The sequence below is a fragment of the Klenkia sp. PcliD-1-E genome, assembly GCF_024124375.1.
Classification (GTDB): domain Bacteria; phylum Actinomycetota; class Actinomycetes; order Mycobacteriales; family Geodermatophilaceae; genus Klenkia.
Genome location: NZ_JAMXRZ010000009.1, coordinates 19,181 through 41,633 on the forward strand (window position 1 = coordinate 19,181; position 22,453 = coordinate 41,633).

22 protein-coding genes are annotated in these 22,453 nt (G+C 74.6%); 4 read left to right on the plus strand and 18 right to left on the minus strand.

Going from position 1 to position 22,453, the window contains the following annotated elements:
- Positions 1–13: 13 nt before the first annotated feature.
- From NH342_RS03530 to prfB, 6 genes are read right to left on the minus strand one after another with little or no spacing between them, the layout of a single operon-like run.
- Entirely contained in the window at positions 14–901 is an 888-nt protein-coding gene (locus tag NH342_RS03530; RefSeq protein WP_253011312.1) for an amidohydrolase family protein, read from the minus strand.
- 10 nt (positions 902–911) lie between these two features.
- Complete coding sequence (locus tag NH342_RS03535; RefSeq protein ID WP_253011315.1) at positions 912–1,847, minus strand: NADP-dependent oxidoreductase; 936 nt, start codon at positions 1,845–1,847, stop codon at positions 912–914.
- Positions 1,847–2,323 carry an SsrA-binding protein SmpB gene (smpB, locus tag NH342_RS03540; RefSeq protein ID WP_253011320.1) on the minus strand — a complete coding sequence of 159 codons (477 nt, stop codon included), beginning with the start codon at positions 2,321–2,323 and terminating at the stop codon, positions 1,847–1,849. The genes NH342_RS03535 and smpB overlap by 1 nt, the downstream gene beginning before the upstream one ends.
- Before the next feature lie 39 nt (positions 2,324–2,362).
- The gene (ftsX, locus tag NH342_RS03545) at positions 2,363–3,247 is read right to left on the minus strand and encodes a permease-like cell division protein FtsX (RefSeq protein WP_253011323.1); all 885 of its coding nucleotides are present in this window, start codon (positions 3,245–3,247) and stop codon (positions 2,363–2,365) included.
- A 27-nt stretch (positions 3,248–3,274) separates the two neighbouring features.
- Entirely contained in the window at positions 3,275–3,964 is a 690-nt protein-coding gene (gene ftsE / locus NH342_RS03550; RefSeq protein WP_253011325.1) for a cell division ATP-binding protein FtsE, read from the minus strand.
- A gap of 52 nt (positions 3,965–4,016) precedes the next feature.
- Positions 4,017–5,132, minus strand: a complete 1,116-nt coding sequence (prfB, locus tag NH342_RS03555) for a peptide chain release factor 2 (RefSeq protein WP_253011327.1) — start codon at positions 5,130–5,132, stop codon at positions 4,017–4,019.
- 38 nt (positions 5,133–5,170) lie between these two features.
- Here prfB and NH342_RS03560 point away from each other — a divergent pair, with 38 nt between their 5' ends.
- Positions 5,171–5,470: a DUF6343 family protein gene (locus NH342_RS03560; protein ID WP_253011329.1), complete on the plus strand. Its 300-nt coding sequence runs from the start codon at positions 5,171–5,173 to the stop codon at positions 5,468–5,470.
- 6 nt (positions 5,471–5,476) lie between these two features.
- Here NH342_RS03560 and NH342_RS03565 read toward each other — a convergent pair whose 3' ends face one another.
- The 8 genes from NH342_RS03565 to NH342_RS03600 form a co-directional block, all read right to left on the minus strand.
- Positions 5,477–8,944 (minus strand): ATP-binding cassette domain-containing protein, encoded by a 3,468-nt coding sequence (locus NH342_RS03565; protein WP_253011331.1) that lies wholly within the window; start codon positions 8,942–8,944, stop codon positions 5,477–5,479.
- A gap of 91 nt (positions 8,945–9,035) precedes the next feature.
- Positions 9,036–10,808, minus strand: a complete 1,773-nt coding sequence (locus tag NH342_RS03570; RefSeq protein ID WP_253011333.1) for an EAL domain-containing protein — start codon at positions 10,806–10,808, stop codon at positions 9,036–9,038.
- A gap of 103 nt (positions 10,809–10,911) precedes the next feature.
- On the minus strand, positions 10,912–11,361 hold the full coding sequence (locus NH342_RS03575) for a hypothetical protein (protein ID WP_253011335.1): 450 nt from the start codon (positions 11,359–11,361) through the stop codon (positions 10,912–10,914).
- Positions 11,358–11,765 carry a TadE/TadG family type IV pilus assembly protein gene (locus tag NH342_RS03580; RefSeq protein WP_253011337.1) on the minus strand — a complete coding sequence of 136 codons (408 nt, stop codon included), beginning with the start codon at positions 11,763–11,765 and terminating at the stop codon, positions 11,358–11,360. Before NH342_RS03580 ends, NH342_RS03575 begins: the two co-directional genes overlap by 4 nt.
- Positions 11,755–11,955 (minus strand): hypothetical protein, encoded by a 201-nt coding sequence (locus NH342_RS03585; RefSeq protein WP_253011339.1) that lies wholly within the window; start codon positions 11,953–11,955, stop codon positions 11,755–11,757. Before NH342_RS03585 ends, NH342_RS03580 begins: the two co-directional genes overlap by 11 nt.
- Positions 11,956–11,965: 10 nt before the next feature.
- On the minus strand, positions 11,966–12,907 hold the full coding sequence (locus tag NH342_RS03590) for a type II secretion system F family protein (RefSeq protein WP_253011341.1): 942 nt from the start codon (positions 12,905–12,907) through the stop codon (positions 11,966–11,968).
- Positions 12,904–13,767: a type II secretion system F family protein gene (locus tag NH342_RS03595; protein ID WP_253011343.1), complete on the minus strand. Its 864-nt coding sequence runs from the start codon at positions 13,765–13,767 to the stop codon at positions 12,904–12,906. Before NH342_RS03595 ends, NH342_RS03590 begins: the two co-directional genes overlap by 4 nt.
- Positions 13,764–15,011 (minus strand): CpaF family protein, encoded by a 1,248-nt coding sequence (locus tag NH342_RS03600; RefSeq protein ID WP_253011345.1) that lies wholly within the window; start codon positions 15,009–15,011, stop codon positions 13,764–13,766. The genes NH342_RS03595 and NH342_RS03600 overlap by 4 nt, the downstream gene beginning before the upstream one ends.
- Positions 15,012–15,229: 218 nt before the next feature.
- Between NH342_RS03600 and NH342_RS03605 the strand changes: the two genes are divergently transcribed.
- Entirely contained in the window at positions 15,230–15,559 is a 330-nt protein-coding gene (locus NH342_RS03605; protein WP_253011347.1) for a group 1 truncated hemoglobin, read from the plus strand.
- A 21-nt stretch (positions 15,560–15,580) separates the two neighbouring features.
- Here NH342_RS03605 and NH342_RS03610 read toward each other — a convergent pair whose 3' ends face one another.
- Complete coding sequence (locus NH342_RS03610; protein WP_253011349.1) at positions 15,581–16,516, minus strand: NADP-dependent oxidoreductase; 936 nt, start codon at positions 16,514–16,516, stop codon at positions 15,581–15,583.
- A 112-nt stretch (positions 16,517–16,628) separates the two neighbouring features.
- Between NH342_RS03610 and NH342_RS03615 the strand changes: the two genes are divergently transcribed.
- Together NH342_RS03615 and NH342_RS03620 are read left to right on the plus strand one after the other, a co-directional pair.
- Positions 16,629–17,906, plus strand: a complete 1,278-nt coding sequence (locus NH342_RS03615) for a bifunctional glycosyltransferase family 2/GtrA family protein (protein ID WP_253011351.1) — start codon at positions 16,629–16,631, stop codon at positions 17,904–17,906.
- Entirely contained in the window at positions 17,903–19,996 is a 2,094-nt protein-coding gene (locus NH342_RS03620) for a glycosyltransferase family 39 protein (protein WP_253011353.1), read from the plus strand. Before NH342_RS03615 ends, NH342_RS03620 begins: the two co-directional genes overlap by 4 nt.
- Here the strand turns inward: NH342_RS03620 and NH342_RS03625 are convergent.
- From NH342_RS03625 to NH342_RS03635, 3 genes are read right to left on the minus strand one after another with little or no spacing between them, the layout of a single operon-like run.
- A complete protein-coding gene (locus tag NH342_RS03625; RefSeq protein ID WP_253011355.1) occupies positions 19,993–20,595 on the minus strand; it encodes a hypothetical protein in 603 nt (200 codons plus the stop codon). The two genes, NH342_RS03620 and NH342_RS03625, sit on opposite strands and share 4 nt — an antisense overlap.
- A complete protein-coding gene (locus NH342_RS03630) occupies positions 20,595–21,200 on the minus strand; it encodes a hypothetical protein (RefSeq protein ID WP_253011357.1) in 606 nt (201 codons plus the stop codon). Before NH342_RS03630 ends, NH342_RS03625 begins: the two co-directional genes overlap by 1 nt.
- Positions 21,197–22,396 (minus strand): acyl-CoA dehydrogenase family protein, encoded by a 1,200-nt coding sequence (locus NH342_RS03635; RefSeq protein ID WP_253011359.1) that lies wholly within the window; start codon positions 22,394–22,396, stop codon positions 21,197–21,199. The genes NH342_RS03630 and NH342_RS03635 overlap by 4 nt, the downstream gene beginning before the upstream one ends.
- Positions 22,397–22,453 lie beyond the last annotated feature (57 nt).

The following is a 22,453-nucleotide window of genomic DNA, read 5'->3' on the forward strand; positions in this document are numbered from 1 at the left end:
CCGGCGACCCTACTCAGAGCCCGAACAGCGCGGTCGCGTTGCGCCACAGCACCGCGCGCAGCCACTCCTCGCCCAGGTCCAGCCGGTGCAGCGCGGCCAGCTGGTGGGCGTAGGGGTAGGGGATGGAGGGGAAGTCGCTGCCCAGCAGCACCTTGTCCCCGAGCGCGGCCAGCCGCGGCAGCAGCTCCCGCGGGAAGGGCATCAACCGCTCGGTGAAGTCGGTGGCGAACATCGTGGTGTCCAGCCGGACGCCGTCGTGGGTCTCGGCCAGGGTCAGGAACTCGGCGTACTCGGGCATGCCGAGGTGGGCGATGACCAGCTGCAGCCGGGGGTGGCGCTGCAGCAGGCCGGCCATCGGCTCGGGCCCGGTGTGCTCCCCGGCCAGCGGACCGGACCCGCAGTGGATGACCACCGGCGTGCCCGACTCCTCCAGCTGCGCCCAGACCCGCTCCAGCAGCGGGTCGCGGGGGTCGAACGAGCCGACCTGCACGTGCACCTTGAACACCCGGGTGCCGGCATCGAGCGCCTCGGCGACGTACTGCGCCGCCTCGGGCTCGGGGAAGAACGTGGCCGAGGGGATGACCTGCGGGTGCTGGTCCGCGAACTGCCGTGACCAGTCGTTCAGCCCGGCGGCCATGCCCGGCCGGTGCGGGTAGTTCAGCGCGGAGAACGCCAGGACGCCGAGCTGCCCCAGCCGGGCCAGCCGCTGCTCGACCGGACCGCGGTAGGTGATCGGCCACGGTGCCCCGTAGTGCGTCCGCGCCTGGTCGAAGTAGTCCCAGACCGCGGCCTGCACGCGGTCGGGCATGAAGTGCACGTGCACGTCGGCCAGCCCGGGCAGGCCCAGCTGCGCCACGTACCGCGGGACGTCGGCGTCGTCGACCGGCGGCTGCACCGTCATCGGGGGCGGCTCATCGCAGGGTGACGACGACCTTGCCGCGGACGTGGCCGGCGGCGACGAGCTCCTGGGCCTCGGCGGTGCGCTCCAGCGGGAACGCCTTGGCGACCGGGACCCGCAGCTGGCCGTCGTCGGCCAGGCGGGCCAGCTCCTCCAGGTCGTGCGGGTCGGGCCGGACGAACACGTACCGCCCACCCAGGTCGAGCACCGCGGGGTCGACGACGGACGCGATCCGCGCGGGGTCGCGGACCTGGTCCGGGGCGTCGGCCAGGGTGGCGCCGCCGACCAGGTCCAGGACGGCGTCCACCGGCTCGGTCAGCTGCTGCGAGAGCGGGCCGTCGGCGTAGTCGAACACCTCCGCGCACCCGGCGTCGCGCAGGAACCCGTGGTTCTTCGCGCCGGCGGTGCCGATGACGCGCGCACCCAGCGCGACGGCGATCTGCACCGCGTTGAAGCCCACGCCGCCCGAGGCCCGGTGCACCAGCACCCGGTCGCCCTCGCCGACGTCGAGGGCCTCGGTGAGCGCCTGGTAGGCGGTCAGCCCGGCCAGCGGCAGGGCGCCGGCCTCGGCGAAGGACAGCGACCGGGGCTTGTGCGCCACGCACCGCTGGGGTGCCGCGACGTACTCCGCGCAGGTGCCCAGGCCGACGTCGTCCCGGCGCACGTAGCCGAACACCTCGTCGCCGGCGGCCACCGCCGTGACGGCGGGGCCCACCTTCTCCACCACGCCCGAGACGTCCCAACCGGGCACGACCGGGAAGTGGTGCGGGAAGGCCTCGGCGAGCCCGCCGGAGCGGATGGCCATGTCGACCGGGTTGACCCCGGCGGCGTGCACCCGGACCAGCACCGTGTCCGGGCCGACCGGCGGGACCGGCAGGTCCTCGCGCAGCTGCAGGACGTCGACGCCGCCGAAGCGGTCGTAGGCGATGCCCTTCATCACCTCGGGCATCAGCGGCGGCCCTTGACGTAGCGGCCGAAGGCGCGCTCCATCTCCCGGCGGCTGTCGCGCTCGGCGAGGTCCTGGCGCTTGTCGTAGGTCTTCTTGCCCTTGGCCAGCGCGAGGGTGGCCTTGGCCCGGCCGTCCTTGAAGTACAGGTCCAGCGGGACGAGGGTGAGCCCGCCCTCCTTGGTCTTGCCGATCAGCTTCTCGATCTCGGCGCGGTGCATGAGCACCTTCCGCTTGCGCCGGGGCGTGTGGTTGGTCCACGTGCCCTCGGTGTACTCGGGGATGTGCACGTGGTGCAGCCACACCTCGCCGTCCTCGACCATGGCGAAGCCGTCGACCAGCGAGGCACGACCCTGGCGCAGGCTCTTGACCTCGGTGCCGGTCAGCACCAGGCCGACCTCGTAGGTGTCGAGGATGGAGTAGTCGTGCCGCGCCTTCTTGTTCTGGGCGATGAACTTCCGCCCCTGTTCGCGTGGCATGGGGCCCAGGTTAGTGGGCCCCCGCCACCCGGAATGGCGCTACAGCCGGACGTAGAGGCGCAGCGTCACGTACGCCGCGATCGCGGCCAGGCCGACGCCGGCGGCGGCGATGATCGGGCTGATCGTGGCGATGACGCCCCAGTCGACCGGCGGGATGATCCCGGCGCGGATCGGCCCGGCCAGGGTGCGGTCGATGAACAGCACCTTGGTCAGCACCAGGCCCACCGTGGCCAGCACCGCGCCCAGGAAGCCGGCCAGCGCCGCCTCGAGGATGAACGGCAGCTGGGTGTACCAGCGCGAGGCGCCGACCAGCCGCATGATGTTGGTCTCGTTGCGCCGGTTGAAGGCCGCGAGCTGGATCGTGTTGGAGATCAGCAGCAACGCGGCCAGGGCTTGCACGACGGCCACCGCGATCGTCGCGTTGCGTGCCCCGTTGAGCAGGCTGAACAGGCGGTCCAGGAAGTCGCCCTCGTCGCGCACCTGGTCCACGCCGTTCTGCCCGTTGGGGAACTCCGCGGCGATCACCGAGTACCGCTCGGGGTTGACCAGCTCGACCCGGAAGCTCTCCGGCAGCGCGTTCGGGTCGGTGTTCTCGACCAGCGCGGGCTGCTGGGAGAACTGCTCGGTGAACCGCTGGTAGGCCTCGGCCTTGGACTCGTAGATGTAGCTCTTGACCTCGGGCGAGGCGTCCAGCTCGGCGGCGATCGCCTCGCGCTGGGCGTCGGTCACGTCGTCGGCCAGGTAGATCGAGACCTGGACCTTGTCGTAGTAGATCGCCCGCATGTCGCTGATCATGTTGGCGATGACCAGGCCGGTGCCCATGAGCGCCAGCGAGATGCCGGTCGTCAGGATCATGGCGACCGTCATGGTCAGGTTCCGACGCAGCCCGGTGGCCACCTCGGAGAGGACGAAGTTGACGCGCATGGGTTCCTTCGAGAAGTCGGGGGTCGGTCAGCGACCGACGCCGTAGACGCCGCGGGACTGGTCGCGCGACACCTGGCCGTCGTTGAGCTCGATCACGCGGCGGCGCATCGAGTCCACGATGTGGTAGTCGTGCGTGGCCATCACCACGGTCGTGCCGGTGCGGTTGATGCGCTCGAGCAGCAGCATGATGCCCTGGCTGGTCTCGGGGTCCAGGTTGCCGGTGGGCTCGTCGGCCAGCAGCACCAGGGGGCGGTTGACGAACGCGCGGGCGATGGCCACGCGCTGCTGCTCACCACCGGAGAGCTCGTTGGGCAGCCGCTCGGCCTTGCCCTCCAGGCCCACCATCTCCAGCACCTCGGGGACGACCCGCCGGATGGTGCGCTGCGGCTTGTTGATGACCTCCAGCGCGAAGGCGACGTTCTCGGCGACGGTGCGGTTGCGCAGCAGCCGGAAGTCCTGGAAGACGCAGCCCATCGTGCGGCGCAGCTTGGGCACCTGCCACTTGCTCATGGTGCCCAGGTTCTTGTCGTTGACCTTGATGGTGCCCTTGGTCGGGTTGTCCTCCTTCAGCAGCAGCCGGAGGAAGGTGGACTTGCCCGAACCGGACGAGCCGATGAGGAAGACGAACTCGCCCTTGTCGATCTCCATGGAGACGTCGTCCAGGGCGGGCCGGGGGGACGTCGGGTAGACCTTGGTGACGTGTTGCAGTTCGATCACGGGAGATGACCGTACCCGCCGAACCTGGTCATCCTGGTCGGCTCGCCGAGTCTCACACCGCCTCGGCGGTGGCCTCCTGCTCCTTGCGCCACCGGATCCCGGCCTCGATGAAGGCGTCGAGGTCGCCGTCCAGGACGTTGGACGGGTTGCCGCTCTCGGTCTCGGTCCGCAGGTCCTTGACCATCTGGTAGGGGTGCAGGACGTAGGAGCGCATCTGGTTGCCCCAGCTGCTGCCCTCGCCCTTCAGCGCGTCCAGCTCGGCCTTCTGCTCGGCCTGGCGGACCACCAGCAGCCGGGCCTGCAGCACCCGCAGCGCGGCGGCGCGGTTCTGGATCTGGGACTTCTCGTTCTGGCAGGACACCACGATGCCGGTGGGGATGTGGGTCAGCCGGACGGCGGAGTCGGTGGTGTTCACCGACTGCCCACCGGGCCCCGAGGAGCGGAAGACGTCGACCCGGATCTCGTTCTCGGGGATGTCGACGTGGTCGGTCTGCTCGACCACCGGCAGCACCTCGACGCCGGCGAAGGAGGTCTGCCGCCGTCCCTGGTTGTCGAAGGGCGAGATGCGCACCAGGCGGTGGGTGCCCTGCTCGACCGACAGCGTGCCGTAGGCGTAGGGCTGCTTGACGGCGAAGGTGGCCGACTTGATGCCGGCCTCCTCGGCGTAGGAGGTGTCGTAGACCTCGGTCGGGTAGCCCTTGCGCTCGGCCCAGCGCAGGTACATGCGCAGCAGCATCTCGGCGAAGTCGGCGGCGTCGACGCCCCCGGCCTCCGAGCGGATGGTCACCAGCGCCTCGCGGCTGTCGTACTCGCCGCTCAGCAGGGTGCGGACCTCGAGCTCCTCGATGGACTTCTGCAGGCTCTCGACCTCGCGCTCGGCCTCGGCGCGGGTGGCCTCGTCGTCCTCCTCGGCGGCCATCTCCCACAGGACGGCGGCGTCGTCGATGCGGCTGCGCAGCTCCTCGACGCGGCGCAGGTCACCCTGCAGGTAGGACAGCCGGGAGGTGATCTTCTGCGCGGCCTCGACGTCGTCCCACAGGTCGGGGGCCCCGGCCTGCTGCTCGAGGTCGCGGATCTCGTCGCGCAGGTCGTCGAGCTTCATCACGGTCTCGATCGAGGCCAGGGTGCCGTTGAGGTCGTCCAGGCGGGAGGAGAAGTCGGCAGCCACGAGGGTCGAGGGTAGTCGCGCCCGGGTACCGGACGCCGATGACGGATCCGCGACGACCCCGTACGCCCGACCGCAGCCGCGAGGACTACGCCCGCGGGCTGCCCGGCCACCACGACCCGACCGCCGGCATCGGCGGCGCGGCGCCGGCGCAGAGCGCGCTCACCCTGCGCCTGGTGCTGGCCTGCTTCGGGCTGGTGACCTGCACCGCCGGCGGGGTGGCAGCCCTGGTCCTGGGGGTGCCGGTGGCCTTCGCGGTCGTGCTGTTCGTGCTGGCCGCCGTCGCGCTGGTCGACGTCGGCGTGGTGGCCCGCCGCAAGGCGCGCGGCGAACCCGGCTGAGCCGCCTCACCCGGCCAGGTGACCCCACTCCGGCGCGAGCTCGGACCAGCGGCCGGTCGCAGCGACCCGGCCGCCGTCGAGGACGACGACCCGGTCGGCCAGGGCCAGCGCGGCCCGCTTGGAGCTCGCGCCGACCACCGTCGCGCCCCGCTCGCGCAGCGCACCCCACAGCTCGAGCTCGGTGCGGGCGTCGAGGGCGGAGGAGACGTCGTCGGCCAGCACCAGCTCGGCGCCGGTGGCCAGCGCGCGGGCCAGCGCCAGCCGCTGCACCTGCCCGCCGGACAGCCGGACGCCGCGGTGACCCACCAGGGCACCCACTCCCCCGGCGTCGGCGACGTCGCGCTCCAGCCGGGCGTCGGCCAGCGCGCCGCCGATCTCGCGGGCGTGGCCGAGGGCGACGTTGTCGGTGATCGTCCCGGACAGCACCCTCGGCACCTGGGCGACGTGGGCGACCTGGCCCGGCCGCAGGAACAGCTGCGGGTCGCCGACCTCGGTGCCGTTCCAGCGGATGGCGCCCTCGTGGTCGACCAGCCCGGCCAGCGCGGCCAGCAGGCTGGACTTGCCCGACCCCACCCGGCCCACCAGCAGGGTCAGCGAACCGGCCGGCACGTCCAGGTCGACGCCGGCCACGCCGACGGTGCCGTCGTCGTGCACGGCGGTGACGTCGGAGAGCTCCAGGCGGCGCAGCGGCACCCGGTCGGCGTCCGGCGGCGGGGGCGCGACGCCGGTGACCAGGTCGACGTCGGGCGGCAGGCCGACCAGGTCGTCGCGGCCGGCCAGGGCGGTGGCCTCGCGCAGCCACGCACCGGCGATCGGCCGCTCGACCACGACCAGCCCGGCGGTGATGCCGTACCAGGCGGCGCCGGAGACCGCCGTGCTCACGGTCAGCGCGGTCGCCAGGCCCCAGACGTCGAGCAGGTACAGCCCCCACGCGGCCACGATGCCGACCTGCACCAGGACGACGGCAGTGCCCTCGAGCAGCGTGCGGATCCGGGTCTCCCGCACCGTGGCCTGCACCCGGCGGGCGTCGACGGCCTCGAGGTGCCGCTGCACCGGGCCGGTGGCCGCGGCCAGCTTCACCGTGCGCACGGCCTCCAGCGCCGAGGCCAGCGCCCGGCCGAACGCGGCCCGCCGGTCCCCGGCCAACCGTCCGGCCCGGCCGGCGGCCGGCGCGCCGAGGAAGGCCACGAGCACCGACCCGACGATGACGCCGCCGGTGATGGCGCCGGCCAGCGGCTGCCCGGTGACGACGACGGTCAGCACGGTGACCGCGGCGCCGATGCCGACGTCGACCCACCGGTCGGCCCAGTTCATCAGCCGGTCGGAGTCCAGGGCCCGCGCCGTGACCTCCCCGGCCGGGGTGCGGGCCAGCCGGCGCTGCTCGGTCTGCCCGCGCAGCACGGCCAGCCGCAGCCGCAGGGTCACCGCCGTCCACCACACCGGGTACACCAGGAACGCCCAGGCGACGAAGACCGTCGAGGCCAGCAGCGAGACCGCCAGCAGCACCGACTCCGTCGTGGGGTCCTCACCGGCCTGCAGCCCGGCGACGAGGTCCCCCCACAGGGCGCCGGTGAGCACGCCGTAGGTGCCGCACAGCGACGCGGCCAGGAAGGTGAGGGTGCCCAGCACGCCCCAGCGGGGGTGGGCGAGCAGTACCCGGGCGATGGTCGGGCCGAGCCGCACCCGGGGTGCCGGCGGCGCCGGGCGGGGGTCGCGGCGGTCGGTGCCGGCGACCAGGCCGACGTGCTGCACGGGCGTGGCGGGTGCGGGCGGTGCGTCCACGGCACCGGCGCTGCCGGCGGCCACCAGCAGGTCGCGGAACGGGCCGATCGTGGCGGCGAGGTCGGCGCGCGGACCCTGCTGCACGACCCGGCCGCCGTCGAGGACGGCGACCGTGTCGCACCAGCGCGTGGTGCCCAGCCGGTGGGCGACGACGACGCCGGTGCGCCCGGCCAGCAGCCGGCGGGCGGCCCGGGTGACCAGGTCCTCGGTGGTCGGGTCCATCCGCGCGGTGGCCTCGTCGAGGACGACCACCCGCACGTCGCGGACCAGCAGCCGGGCGAAGGCGACCAGCTGCTCCTGGCCGGCGGACAGGGTGACCCCGCGCGGGCCCAGCACGGTGTCCAGGCCATGGGGCAGGGAGGCCACCCAGCCGTCGATGCCGAGCTCGGCGACCGCGCGCTCGACGTCGGCGCGGGGCACGTCGGCGAACAGGGTGATGTTCTCGGCGAGGGTCGCGGCCAGCAGCTCGGTGCGCTGGGTGACCACGCCGACGCCGGCCCGCAGCTGCTCCAGGTCCAGGCCGGTGACGTCGGCCCCGCCGACGTGCACGGTCCCCGGCGGCGGGTCGACGGCCCGGGAGAGCAGCTTGGCGAGCGTGGACTTGCCGGCGCCGCTGCGGCCGACCAGCGCGCAGCTGGTGCCGACCGGGACCGACCAGTGCTCGACCTGCAGGGAGAAGGGCTCCCGGTGGCCCTCGGTGCGGTAGGAGAAGTCGAGGCCGCGCACCTCGATGGCCGCGCCGGTGAGCGGCGCCCCGCCCGGCGGCTCGGGCTCGGCGGACATCAGGGTGCGGATGCGGGTGAGCGCGCCGATGCCCTCGTGCATCTCGGGCAGGTGGTGGTTCACCTCGTCCAGCCGGCCGACGAACGTGGTGACCAGCAGCCACAGGGTGACCAGGGTGGCCACGTCGAGCGCGCCCCGGCCGACCAGCGCGATCGCGGCCAGGGCGAGGGCGGCGAGCATGCCGTGCAGCACGAGGCCGCTGCGCAGCGCGACCCGGGCCCCGATCCGGGAGGTGCGGGCGTTGCGCCGCACGATCTCGGCCGACCGGGTGGCGAACTGGGCGAGCACGTGCGGCTGCCCGAGCGAGGTGCGGACGTCGTCGCGGCCGGCCACCGCCTCCTCCAGCTGCGCGGCGCCGTCGGACCAGGCCTCCTCCTCGACGGTCTTGGACGCGGCCAACCGCGGGGTGAGCCGTCGGACGGCGGCCAGCACCACCACCGCGGCGACGGGGAAGGCGACCCAGGCCGGCCACCAGACCAGGCCGGCGGCGACCCACGCGAGCCCGGAGCGGAGCACCGCGCGGCCCATCGCCCAGCCGGTGATCCGCAGCAGCGTCGCCAGCTGCCGGGTGTCGTCGTCGACCCGGTCGATCAGCTCGCCGACGCCCTGTCCCTCCAGCGTGGTGAGCGGCTGGTGCAGGGCGGCGTCGAGCAGGTCGGCGCGCAGCACGCCCTCGGCGCGGCCGACGGCGGTGGCGAACAGCGTGCGGCCGACCACCTCGGCCAGCGCGGACCCGACCAGCAGGACGGCGAGGACCGCGAGCAGCCGCCCGGTCGGGCCGTCGGCGATGCGTCCGGCAGCAACGGTGCCGAGGGTCTCGGCGACCGCGGCGAGGACGGCGAGGACGACGGCGACGGTGCACCCGGGCCCGGCCAGCCGCCGCCAGCCCAGCGGTGCGTGCTCCCGCACCGTGCCACCTCCCCCGTCGTCCGACCGTCGCCGACCGCACGGTACGGACGACGTCCGACACTCCGCGCCTGGTTTTCCGCAGGCGCCGGGGTCAGCCGGTGAGGGCGGCGCGGCGGCGGCTGCGGGAGCCCATCCAGCGCGGCAGGTCCTCGGCCGGCATGGGCCGGGCGATGACGAACCCCTGCGCGTAGGTGCAGCCCAGCGCGGCGACGGTGGCCAGCTGCTCGGGGGTCTCCACGCCCTCGGCGACGCTGCGCATGCCGCAGGCCCGGGCCAGGCTGACCACGGTCTCGACCGCGGCGGCGGACTGGCTGGCCTGCTTGTGCCCCGAGCCGGCGATGCCCTGCACCAGCGACTTGTCGATCTTCAGGATGCCGGCGGGCATGGACACGATCTGCCCCAGGCAGGAGAACCCGCTGCCGAAGTCGTCGATGGAGACCTCGATGCCCGAGACCCGCAGCTCGGCGAACTGCTCCGCGGCCCGCTCGGGGTCCTCCGCGACGCTGGTCTCGGTCAGCTCCAGCACCAGCCGCTCGGGGCGGAGGCCGCTGGTGGCCAGCGCACTGGTGACGTCGGAGACCAGGGTGCCCGAGCCCATGTGGGTGGCGCTGATGTTCACCGCGGCGGTCAGCGGCAGACCCATGGCGTCCCAGGCGGCGGCGTCGCGGGCGACGGTGGCCAGCACCCACCGGGTGAGCTCGTCGACCAGGCCGCTGGCCTCGGCGACGGGCACGAACTCCGACGGCGGCAGCAGCCCGCGCACCGGGTGCTCCCACCGCACCAGGGCCTCGACGCCGGTGACGGTGCGGGTGCGCAGGTGCAGCAGCGGCTGGTAGTGCACGACCATCTGGCCGGCCTCGATGGCCTCGCTGAGCTCGGAGGTCACCCGCAGCCGACGCTGGGCGCTGGCCCGCAGCTCGTCGGAGAACGCGGCGACGGTGTTCCGGCCGGCGGCCTTGGCGGCGTAGGTGGCCAGGTCGGCGTCGCGGACGAGGTCGGCCGCGGTGTGCGTGCCGGCGTCGGCGACGGCCACCCCGATGCTCGCGGTGAGCGGCACCATCGCGCCGGCCAGGGCGAACGGCTCGGCGAACACCGCCTTGCAGCGCTGGGCGAGGGCGTGCGCGCCGGCGGCGTCGAGGTCGCGGCCGAGGACGACGAACTCGTCCCCGCCCATCCGGCCCACGGTGTCCAGCTCGCCGACGGCGTGGGTCAGCCGGGTGGCGACCTGCCGGATGAGCAGGTCGCCGACGTCGTGGCCCAGGCTGTCGTTGACCGACTTGAACTCGTCCACGTCGAGCACCAGCACCGCGGTGGACCGGCCGTCCGTGCGGGCGAGCTCGGCCTCCACCAGCTCCTGCAGGTGCACCCGGTTGGGCAGCTCGGTGAGGTGGTCGTAGAGCGCGCGACGGGCGCTGTCGCGCACGGCCTCGACGCTGGCGGTGATGTCGGTGTGGGTGACCACCAGCTGGCCGGAGTCGTCGAGCCTGGCCGCCTGCACGTGCACCCAGCGCCCGACGGGCGCGGGCCCCAGGGCGACGTCGACCGAGACCGGGGCCCCGCCGCGCTCGGTCAGCTCGCCCAGGCCGTCGAGCAGCATCCGGACGTCGTCGTCGTCCCGAGTGAGCAGGACGGCCTCGGCGTAGTCGTCGCCGACCGCCAGCGGCAGCACGGTGCCGGCCAGGTCGGCCTGCGCCCAGGCGGCGTTGCGGACCAGGACGGTGCCCTCGGCGTCCAGCAGCACGGTGGGCGCCGGCAGCGCGTCCAGCACCGCGGCGGGCAGGGCGGGAGCGGGGGGCGCCGGCCGGCGGGAGCGGTGCCCGCCCGCACGCCCGCCGTCCGCGACGGGGACAGCGGGTGACGACACGGTGACCACCCTAGGGAACACCGGGGCCTCCGCGCGTCCCGACGAGCACGGTTGCACGTTGCATCCGTGTGTCGTCGTCCCACCCGTCACACGCCCGCCCGGCTCAGGGGTCGACGTAGCGATCCCGCTCGACCACGAACTGGCCCGTCGCGGTGTTCGCGTCGACGAAGTCGGGCAGCAGCGGCACCCGGACGGTGACCGTCACGCAGACGCTGAACTCCTCGCCCGGGACCAGCGCCGGGGTGTAGCCGCCGTTGCCGGCCGTGCACGCGACGCCGGCGGGCACGTAGGCCACCCGGACGTCGGTGGCCGACACCGACTGGTCCTCCACCGCCAGCGCCGCGGCGGCCTCGGCCCGGGCCTCCCCGGTCACCGGGTCGGGGGCGGTGCCGATCGCCCGCCCGGCCTCCCGCGCGGCGGCGTCGGCGGCGAAGACACCGCGCTGCACCGCGGAGAACCCGGCGACCAGGTAGACCAGCGGCACGAAGACCACCAGCGCGACGAAGACGAACTCCACGATCGCCGACCCCCGCTCGCCGTCGTCCTCCCTCACGGCCCCTCCTCCACGGCCCGGCCGGTGACCTGCAGCGGCAGCAGGTCACCCAGGGCGGCCAGCAGGCTGGGCACCGCCCCGGAGCACCGGACCACGACCAGCACCAGCCCCGACGCGTCGGTCTCCTGGCCCGCGGTGCACGTCAGGCCGGCCGCGGTGCGAGGACTGGTCGCCGCGGCGACCACCTCCAGCGCCCGGTCGGCGCCGGCCGCGGCGGGCACGTCGGCGTTGGCGGCGTAGCGCGCGCCCTCCTGCGCGCTGGAGGTCGCGACGTTGCGGACGTGCACGTAGACCGCGACCTGCAGCACCGCCAGCAGCAGGACGACGACCAGCACGGAGACCAGGGCGAAGTCGACGACGGCGCTGCCCCGCTCGCCGTCGCGGCGGTCGGGGTCAGCCGCCACCGCTGGTGACCGAGGTCAGCGCGTTCTGCACCGCGGCCACGATGGCCTCGCGGAACGGGACGAGGATGGCCAGCACGAGCGCCGCCGTCATCACGGTGATCATCACCCAGCCGGGCACGTCGCCGCGTTCGCCGTCCTCACCCCGCAGGCGGTCGACGAGGCCGGCGAGCAGCACGGTCAGGACGGTCATGCGGGTCTCCTCACTGGGCCAGGGTCACGATGCTGACCAGGCCCGGGAACAGGGCGAACAGCACGGTCACCGGCAGCACGAGGAACACGACCGGGACCATCATCTGGATCTCCTTCGCACCGCCGGACTCCAGCAGCCGGCGCTTGCCGGCCTCCCGGACGTCGGCGGCCTGGGCACGCAGCACCTCGGCCAGCGGGGTGCCGCGCTCGATGGCGACCACCACGCCGTCGACGAAGCGGGCCAGCGCGTCGACCGAGGTGCGGTCGGCGACCTCCTGCAGGGCGGTCACCAGCGGGACGCCGGCCCGGGCGCGGCCGAGCGCGCCGCCGAGCTCGCGGGCCAGCTCGCCCCCGGAGAGCCGGGTGACCCGGGCGAGCGCGGCGACCGGGCTCTCCCCGGCCGTGACGGCCAGGGCCAGCAGCTCGGCGACGACCGGGAACTCCGCCAGCAGAAGGGCCTCCCGGCGCTGCACCTGCTGGGTCAGCCACCAGTCGCGGCCCAGCACGCCGGTGAGCAGGCCGCCGAGGCAGACCAGCACCGCGCTGAGCAGGACGAGCCCACCCGACACCGCGGCGACTACGACGGTGGCCAGCCCGCCGGCGAGCAGCCCGAGGCCACCCCACACGACCTGCTCCACGCGGAAGTCCTCGACCGTGCCCTCGGCGGCCAGGGCGTCCAACCGCCGCCGGACGGCGACCCGGCCACCGAGCAGCCGGTCGACGAAGCGGGCGCCGTCGACCAGCGCGGGGCCGAACACCCGACGCGCGGCCGAGAGCAGGCCCGGCTCGGTGGCGGTGCCGAGCAGCCGGGACGGCGCCGGGGTGTCGGCGACGTAGGGCGCCAGCCGGTCGACCAGCCGCACCGGCCGGGACGGCGGGGCGTACCGCAGCACGAGCACCAGCCCGGTGGAGGCGGCCAGCCCGAGCAGGATGCCGACCACGCCGGGGCTCACGCGAGCACCCGCAGGTCCTGGGGCAGCCGCCCGATGCGCAGCATGAGCCGGTAGGCGCCCAGGCAGACCGCCCCGCCGCCGAGCAGGATCGCCGTCCCCACCGGGCTGTCGTAGGCGTCCAGGGTCTGCCGCTGGGTGGCCAGCAGGAGCAGCACCACCCAGGGTGCGGCGACGGCGAGCCGGGCGGCCTGCACGATCCAGCCCTGCCGGGTCTCCAGCTCCGCGCGGGCGCGGGCGTCCTCGCGCAGGAACGTGGCCAGGGTGCGCAGCACCCGGCCGAGGTCGCTGCCGCCGACCTCCCGGGCGACCCGCAGGGTCTCCACGATCCGGTCGCCGACCGGGTCGGCGAGGTCGTCCTTGAGCCGGTCCAGGGCGTCGGAGAACCGGCCGGTGGCGCGGTGGTCGGCGGCGAACCGGGCGAAGGGTGCGCGCAGCGCCTCCGGGCCGCGGGTGGCCAGCGCGGCCAGCGACTCGGGCAGCGAGAGCCCGGCGCGGACGGCGGAGGCCAGGTTGTCGACCACCTCCGGCCAGACCTCGCGCAGGTCGGCCCGGCGCCGGGCGGCCAGCCGGCGGACCAGCAGGTGGGGGGTGGCGGCACCGAAGGCGCCGAAGGCCAGGGAGATGGTGACCGTGCCGGTGGTGACCAGCACGACCACCGCGGTGAGCAGGCCGAGGGCGACCTGCAGGGCGGTGAGCTGGGCGGGGGTGATGCCGGTCAGCCCGGCGGCGGCCAGCAGCTGCCGCCGACGGCCGGGCCGGCGCGGTCCGGTCCGGCGCTGCGGGGCGCGCGGGCCGCTGCGCCACACCAGCAGCAGCCCGACGCCGAGGGCCAGGCCGAGCAGCGCGCCGGGGACGGTCATCGCCGGTCCCCCAGCAGGGCAGGCAGGTCGAATCCGGCCGCGGCGAACCGCTCGGCGTGCGGCGGGTAGCCCTCGGCGCGGACCAGCCGGCCCTCGCGCACGGTGAACACGTCGGCGGTCTCGATGACCGCGCCCTCGGCCCGGCCGGGCAGCGCCACGACCTCGCGCACCCGGCGCTGACCGGAGGGGTCGGTGCCCACGTGCACGACCAGGTCGACGCTGCTGGCCACGGTTGGGACGACGAAGGCGTGGCCGATGTTCTCCCCCGCGAGCAGCGGCAGCGTGCACATCTTCACCACCGCCTCGCGGGCGCTGTTGGCGTGCAGGGTGCACATGCCGGGCAACCCGCTGTTGAGCGCGATGAGCAGGTCCAGGCACTCCTCCTGGCGCACCTCGCCGACCACCAGCCTCGAGGGCCGCATCCGCAGCGCCTCCCTGACCAGCCGGCGCAGCGGGATCTCCCCCGCGCCCTCGAGGTTGGCCTGCCGGGTCTGCATCGACACCACGTCGGGCAGCGGCACGCGCAACTCGAAGACCTCCTCGGCGGTGATCACCCGCTCCCGCGCCGGGATGGCCGCGCACAGGCAGTTGAGCAGCGTCGTCTTGCCGGCCTGGGTGCCCCCGCTGACCAGGATGTTCAGCCCCGCGGCGACCGCGCCCTCGAGGAAGCGGGCCACCTGCGCGGTGAGCGTGCCCAGCCCGACGAGCTCGTCCAGGCTGTGCGCCTGCAGCACGAACTTGCGGATGTTGACGGCCATGTGCCGGCGGGTGACGTCGGGGATCACGACGTGCAACCGCGACCCGTCGGGCAGGGTGGCGTCCACGAACGGGGTCGACATGTCGACACGTCGACCCGACGTGCGCAGCATCCGCTCGACCAGGTCGGCCAGCTGACCCGCGCCGAGGATCGTGGTGGTCAGCTCGCTGCGGCCGCGCCGGGCGACGAACACCCGACCGGGCTCGTTGACCCAGATCTCCTCGACCTCGGGGTCGTCCAGCCAGCGCTGCAGCGGCCCGAACCCGGCGACCCGGTCGAGCACGTCGTGCAGCACGCCCTCGGGGTCGGCCAGCGGCGGCAGGGAGGAGGACGCCGCCCGCTCGGCGTAGTCGGCCACCACCTCGCGGGCCAGCGCCCGCACCGGCGCCGGGTCGACCGCGGGGTCCAGGCCACGCCTGCGGACCAGCTCGCGGACCTCGGCGTCGACGAGGTCCAGCGCGGTGGCCGCCGCGGGCAGCACGGACACGCGTTCCCCCGTTCGCTGTGAGCTGGACCAGCGCAAACTACGAGGCGGAGGGGGTCCGCAGAAGCCCGTCGCCGCGGCCTGTGGACAACCCCGGGCACCCGTACCCGATCGGGTGAACGCCTGCTGCACGGTGCGCAGCGGGACCGGCACGCCGGGTCACCCGCGGAACACGACCGGCCGATAGTGTGCGCGCCACCGAGACGACCGCGGAGGACCCCGTGCCCGAGACCACCCTGCTCGCCACCGCCGTCGGCCGCTTCTACGACCTGGTCCTCGCCGACCCGGACCTGACCCCCTGGTTCGAGGGCGTCGACATGGGCCGGCTGCGCCGCCACCAGGCCGAGTTCCTCGGCAGCGCGCTGGACGGCGGCACCAGCCGCTTCGACCTGCGCCGGGCGCACCGCGGGCTGGGCATCGACGACGCCGCCTACGACCGGGTCTGCGCGCACCTGCTGGCCGCGATGGCCACCGTCGGCGTCGGCGACGGCTACCTCGGGGAGCTGCGGCAGGCGGTCGAGGGCCTGCGCGACCAGGTCGTGGAGGCCTGACCGCCCGCCGCAGCCATCAGCTCAGAACTGCAGCACCAACCGCCCGCGCACGCCGCCGGCCTCCAGCCGGGCGTGCGCCGACGCCGCCTCCGCCGCGGGCACCACGTCGGCCACCCGCAGCGTGACCTCCCCCGCCTCGGCCTGCCGGCGCAGCGTGTCCAGCGCGGCGGTGTTCTGCGCGTAGTCACGCACCATCACCGGCTCGAACCGCACGCCGCGGGCCAGCGCGTCGTCCTCGCCCCGGTAGCCGCGCACCGTCGTCACCACGCCGCCGTCGCGCACCGCCCGGACGACCTCGGCGCCCTGCAGCGAGCCGTCGGCCAGGCCGTCCACGCCGCCGGGGTAACGGTCGAGCACCGCGTCGGCGAAGCCCTTGCCTCGGTCGAGGACGACGTCGGCCCCCAGCGCGCGGACCAGCTCGCGGTCACGCTCGGCCGCATCGGCCACCACGACCAGGCCGTCGGCCTTGGCCAGCTGCACCACGTAGCCGCCGAACGCACCGGCCGCACCGGTCACCGCCAGCACCTGCCCCGCCGCGAGGCCCATCCGGTCCAGCGCCAGCCGCGCGGTGAGGCCGTTCATCGGCAGGGTCGCGGCCGCGGCGTCGTCGACCCCGGCGGGCACCGGGACGACGGAGGCGGCCGGCAGCACGATCTGCTCCCGGTAGCCGCCGTGCGCACCCACGGGGACCACGATCGCCATCACCCGGTCGCCCACCGACAGCGGGGTGTCGGTGCCCTCACCGACCTCGTCGACCGTGCCGGCGACGTCCATGCCGGGGATCCACGGCATCCCCTGCGGGGCACCGGGGCGTTGCGCGTACGTGCCGTTGCGGGCATAGGTGTCGGTCGGGCTGATCGCGGCGGCGGTGACCCGCAGCCGCACCTCCCCGTGGCCTGCGTGCTCCTCCGGCACGTCGAGCAGGTGCAGGGCCTCGGGCCCGCCGAACTCGGTCACTCCGACAGCTCTCATGACCGGGTGCAAGGCGCGCGGCGCCGTCCGCGATTCCCACAGCAGGCGTGCAGGTACCTCTGTGCCCACCGTCAGGGTCCCAGCCGACTGTGCCCCCATGCCCCCGCTGATGGCGCCCTCCGGTGAGCCCCGCACCACCGCCCCCGTGCTCGACGTCGTCGTCCCCGTGCACAACGAGGAGGCCGACCTCGAGCAGTGCGTGCGCCGCCTGGACGCCCACCTGCGCACCCTGCCCTTCAGCTACCGCATCACCATCGCCGAGAACGCCAGCACCGACGCCACCGTGGCCATCGCCCAGGCGCTGGCGGCCGAGCTGCCCGGCGTCGTCGTCCGCGTGGAGACCCAACCTGGCCGCGGCCGGGCGCTGAACCGGGCCTGGGCCGCCAGCGACGCCGCCGTGCTGGTCTACATGGACGTCGACCTGTCCACCGACCTCAACGCCCTCCTGCCCCTGGTCGCCCCCCTCATCAGCGGCCACTCCGACCTGGCCATCGGCACCCGCCTGGCCGGCTCGGCCCGCGTCGTGCGGGGCGCCAAGCGGGAGTTCATCTCCCGCAGCTACAACCTCCTGCTGCGCGGCACCCTGGCCACCCACGTCTCCGACGCCCAGTGCGGCTTCAAGGCCATCAGCGCCGACGTCGCCGCCCGCCTGCTCCCCCTGGTGGAGGACACCGGCTGGTTCTTCGACACCGAACTGCTCGTCCTGGCCGAGCGCGCCGGACTGCGCATCGCCGAGGTCCCCGTGGACTGGGTCGACGACCCCGACAGCCGCGTGCACATCGTCTCCACCGCCCGCGCCGACCTCGCCGGCATCGTCCGCATGTGGCGCGCCTTCACCACCGGCCGCCTCCCGGTGGCCGACCTGCGCGCCCAGATCGGCCGCGGCCCCCTCGTCGAACCGACCCTGGACGGCGTCCCCACCGGACTGGTCGGCCAACTCGTCCGCTTCGCCGCCATCGGCGCGGTCTCCACCCTCGCCTACCTGGCCATCTTCGTCGGCCTGCGGCACACCCTGGACCCCCAGCCGGCCAACCTCATCGCCCTGGCGGTCACCGCCGTCGCGAACACCACCGCGAACCGGCGGCTGACCTTCGGCATCCGCGGCCGCAGCGGCGCGGCGACCGCCCAGTTCCAGGGCCTGCTCGTCTTCGCCCTCGGCCTGGCGCTCACCAGCGGCACGCTCGCCGCGCTCAACGTGTGGGACCCGCACGCCCACCGCCTGGTCGAGCTGACCTTCCTGGTCGCGGCCAACCTCGCCGCCACCCTGCTCCGGTTCGTCCTGTTCCGCGCCTGGGTCTTCCGCAGCCGCACCCCGCGGGCCCGGACCGCCACCGCCGGCGCCACCGTCCCCGACCTGGAGGCCAGCGTCCGATGAGCACCCTCCTCGACCGCCCCGTCGATGCACCGGGACCGGCCGGGGAGCCCGACGCCCCGGGACCCCGGCGGGGCCGCGGCCGGGCCGCCACCCTGCTGCTCGGCCCGGACGGCGACCCGCGCTGGGTGCGCCCCTCCCTGGTCACCCTGCTCGCCGCCACCGGCGTGGTCTACCTGTGGGACCTGGCCGCCTCCGGGTGGGCCAACGCCTTCTACGCCGCCGCCGCGCAGGCCGGGTCGCAGAGCTGGGAGGCCTTCTTCTACGGCTCCTCCGACGCGGCGAACTCCATCACCGTCGACAAGCCCCCGGCGTCGCTGTGGGTGATGGACCTGTCGGTGCGGCTGTTCGGGCTCAGCTCCTGGTCGGTCCTGGTGCCGCAGGCGCTCATGGGCGTCGCGACGGTCGGCGTCCTCCACCTGGCGGTCCGCCGGGTCGCCGGGCCCGGCGCCGGGCTGCTGGCCGGGGCGGTCGCCGCGCTGACCCCGGTCGCCGTCCTGATGTTCCGGTTCGACAACCCCGACGCGCTGCTGGTCCTGCTGCTCACCCTCGCCGCCTACCTCCTCACCCGGGCCCTGCAGTCCGGCCGGCGCGCCACCCTCGTCGGGGTCGGCGTGCTCATCGGGTTCGCGTTCCTGACCAAGACCCTGCAGGCCTTCCTCGTCGTGCCCGGCTTCGCGCTCGTCTGGCTGGTCTGCGCCCCCACGACCTTCCGCCGGCGGCTGGTCGACCTGCTCTGGGCGACCCTGGCCATGGTCGTCGCCGGCGGCTGGTGGGTCGCCGTCGTCGAGCTGGTGCCCACCGACTGGCGGCCCTACATCGGCGGGTCGCAGACCAACTCGGTGTGGGAGCTGATCTGGGGCTACAACGGCCTGGGCCGGCTCACCGGCGACGAGACCGGGTCCGTCGGCGGCGGGGGCGGCGGCTGGGGCCAGACCGGCTTGGGCCGGCTGTTCGGGTACGACGTCGGCGGCCAGGTCGCCTGGCTGCTGCCCGCCGCGCTGGTGCTCGGTGCGGCCGGGCTGGTCCTCGTCGGCCGCGCCGCCCGCACCGACCTCCGCCGCTCGGGCCTGCTGGTGTGGGGCAGCTGGCTGGTCGTCACCGGCCTCACCTTCAGCCTGATGGCCGGCATCTTCCACGCCTACTACACCGTCGCGCTGGCCCCGGCGATCGGCGCGGTGGTGGGCATCGGCGGTGCGCTGGTGTGGTCCCGGCGGCACTGGAGCGCCCGGCTCGTGCTGGCCGCAACCGTCGCCGGCACCGCGTGGTGGGGCTCGGCCCTGCTCGGCCGGACGCCGTGGTTCCTGCCGTGGCTGGCCCCCACCGTGCTGGCCACCGGGCTCGTCGCGGCGGTCGCCCTGCTGGCCGTGCAGGTGCTGCCCCGGGTGGTCGGCGCCCTCGTCCTCGCGGCGGGCGTGCTCGCCGCGCTGGGCGGGCCGGCCGCGTCCGCGCTGCAGCCCGCCGGCACCCCGCACACCGGCTCGATCGTCACCGCGGGGCCCGACGCCGCGACCCGCTTCGGGCCCAGCCGGTTCGCCCCCACCGGCGGCGGGTTCTCCCTCGGCACCCCGCCGCCCACGGCCACCGCCGGCACCGCCACCACCAACGCGCCGACCTTCCCCGGCGGCGCGGGCGGGGCCGCCGTCCCGGGGCGGACCAACAACCCCACGGGCGCGCTGCCCGGCAGCACCGCCGTCCCGGGCGGCAGCGGTCAGCTCGCCGTCCGCGGCAACCTGCTGGGCGCCAGCGTCCCGACGCCGTCGGTGGTCGCCGCCCTGAGGACGAACGCGTCGGCCTACACCTGGGTGGCCGCGGCGGTCGGGTCGCAGAGCGCGGCCGGGTACCAGCTGGCCACCGGCGACCCGGTCATGGCCGTCGGCGGGTTCAACGGCAGCGACCCCTCCCCCACCCTGGCGCAGTTCGAGCAGGACGTGGCCGCGGGCCAGATCCACTGGTTCGTCGGCGGCACCGTCGGGCGCAGCTCCGGTGGCTCGGACGCCTCCATCCAGATCGCCCAGTGGGTCACCCAGCACTACACCGCGACGACCGTGGACGGCATCCAGCTCTACGACCTGAGCAAGCCTGCCGACTAAGGGGTCGCCCAGGGGGCGAAGAGCGTGCGGGCCGTGTCGTCGGGGGTGCGGTAGGTCAGGGTCGAGCCGTCCTGCAGCAGCACCGACACCACCAGCGGGTCGGCCGGGCCGGGGTGCTCGGGGCCGCTCAGCACGACGGCGCCGACCTGCTCCGCGCCGACCCGCCGCACGCCGTCCAGCCAGCTCGCGTACTGCGCGGACGACGCCGCCCGGCGGAACAGCGGCGCCCCCGGGCGCCGGGTGACCCGCCGACCCGCGGCGCGGGCGGCCTGCGCCTGCGCGCGGTCCCCGGCTGCCTGCTGCCGGTCGCGGGCCCGGAACCGGGCGACCTGGACGACGGAGAACAGCAGCAGGCCCAGCGCACCGGCCGACAGCACGAACGACAGCGGCCCCACGCCGTCCAGCCGGCCGGCCAGCTGGGACAGCAGCACCAGCACCCCGAACGCGCCGACCAGGAACAGCAGCTGGCGCAGCTGCGCCCGGGTGTCGGACAGCCCGCGGGCGAACCCGGGCAGCTCCACCCAGCCGTCGTCGTAGACGGCCAGCCGCCACCAGTCGCCCGCGGCGTCCTCCACCGACACCCATCCCCGGCGGGCCATCAGCCCACGACCGGGCCGTGGCTCCAGCGCTGGAACAGCCGCACGGCGGTGCGGTCCGGTGTCCGGTAGCCCAGCCAGGACCCGTCCGTGCGCCACACGTCGACCACGACCGGTTCCCCCTCCGAGGGCGGGACGCGCACGTCGACCCGGCTGACCTCCTCCGCCCCGACGCGGCGGACACCCTGCATCCGCTGCGCCCACTCCGCCGACGACCGGGGCGGTCGCCAGGCGGGCCGCCCCTCCCGCACCCTCGGCTCGCGGCCCTGCTCGCGCATGCGTCGCCGCTGGTCGCGGTCGGCCAGCGCCTGCCCGCGGTCCTGCAGTCGCATTCGCCGGGTGCGCCTGGAGGTCACCAGCAGGACGACGACGCCGATCCACGCGATCACGGTCGGCAGCACCGGCACGCCGTTGCGGTCGAGGATGATCGCGGCGGCCCACAGGCCGATCACCCCGCCCAGCCCGGAGAGCGCGGTCCGCAGCTTGCGGCGGGTGTCGGCGAGGTCGCGGGCCCGACCGGGCACCTCCACCCAGCCGTCGTCGTAGACCTGCAGCACCCACCAGTCGCCGGCCGGGTCCTCCGCCGACACCCACCCCAGCTTGCTCATCCCTTGAGCTTGTACTCCTTGAGCAGCCCGCGGCTGATGATGGTCTTCTGGATCTCGCTGGTGCCCTCGCCGATGAGCAGGAACGGCGCCTCGCGCATGAGCCGCTCGACCTCGTACTCCTTGGAGTAGCCGTAGCCGCCGTGGATGCGGAAGGCCTGCGTGGTCACCTCGGCGCAGTACTCGCTGGCCAGCAGCTTGGCCATGCCGGCCTCGACGTCGTTGCGATGGCCGGAGTCCTTGAGCTTCGCGGCGTTGACCATCATCAGGTGGCTGGCCTCGACCTTGGTGGCCATCTCGGCCAGCTGGAAGGCGATGGCCTGGTGGTCGGCGATCTTCTTGCCGAAGGTCTCCCGCTGCTGGGCGTAGGCCACGGCCAGCTCGAAGGCCCGGATGGAGATGCCGCAGGCACGCGCCGCGACGTTGACCCGGCCGACCTCGACGCCGTCCATCATGTGCGCGAACCCCTTGCCGGGGACGCCACCCAGGATGTCGGAGGCCTTCGCCTGGTAGCCGTCGAACACCAGTCCGGTGGTGTCGACGCCCTTGTAGCCCATCTTCTCGATCTTGCCGGGGACGGTCAGCCCCGGGACGACCTCGCCGAACCCGGTGGGCTTCTCGACCAGGAACGTCGTGAGGTTCTGGTACGGCTTCTCCGCGCCCTCGTCGGTGCGCACCAGGGCGGCGACCAGCGTCGAGCTGCCGCCGTTGGTCAGCCACATCTTCTCGCCGTCGATGACGTAGTCGCCGTTGGCGTCCTGCTTGGCCCGGGTGCGGATCGCCGCGACGTCGGACCCCAGCCCGGGCTCGCTCATCGAGAAGGCGCCGCGCACCTCGCCGGTGGCCATCCGGGGCAGGTACTTCTCCTTCTGCTCCGGGGTGCCGTGCTGGTTGATCATGTAGGCGACGATGAAGTGGGTGTTGATGACGCCCGAGACGCTCATCCAGCCGCGGGCGATCTCCTCGACCACCAGCACGTAGGTCAGCAGGCTCTCGCCGAGGCCGCCGTACTCCTCGGGGACCATGAGCCCGAACAGGCCCATCTCCTTCATCCCGTCGACGATCTCCTGCGGGTAGGTGTCGGAGTGCTCGAGCTCCTGGGCCCGCGGGATGATCTCGCGGTCGACGAACCGGCGGACCGTCGCCAGGATCTCGGTCTGGACCTCGGTGAGGTCGGCGGTCTGGGCCAGGCGGGTCATGGCTGCTCCTTCTCGGACGTCGGTGTCCTCGGGGTCAACGGCGAGTATGGCGGGGAC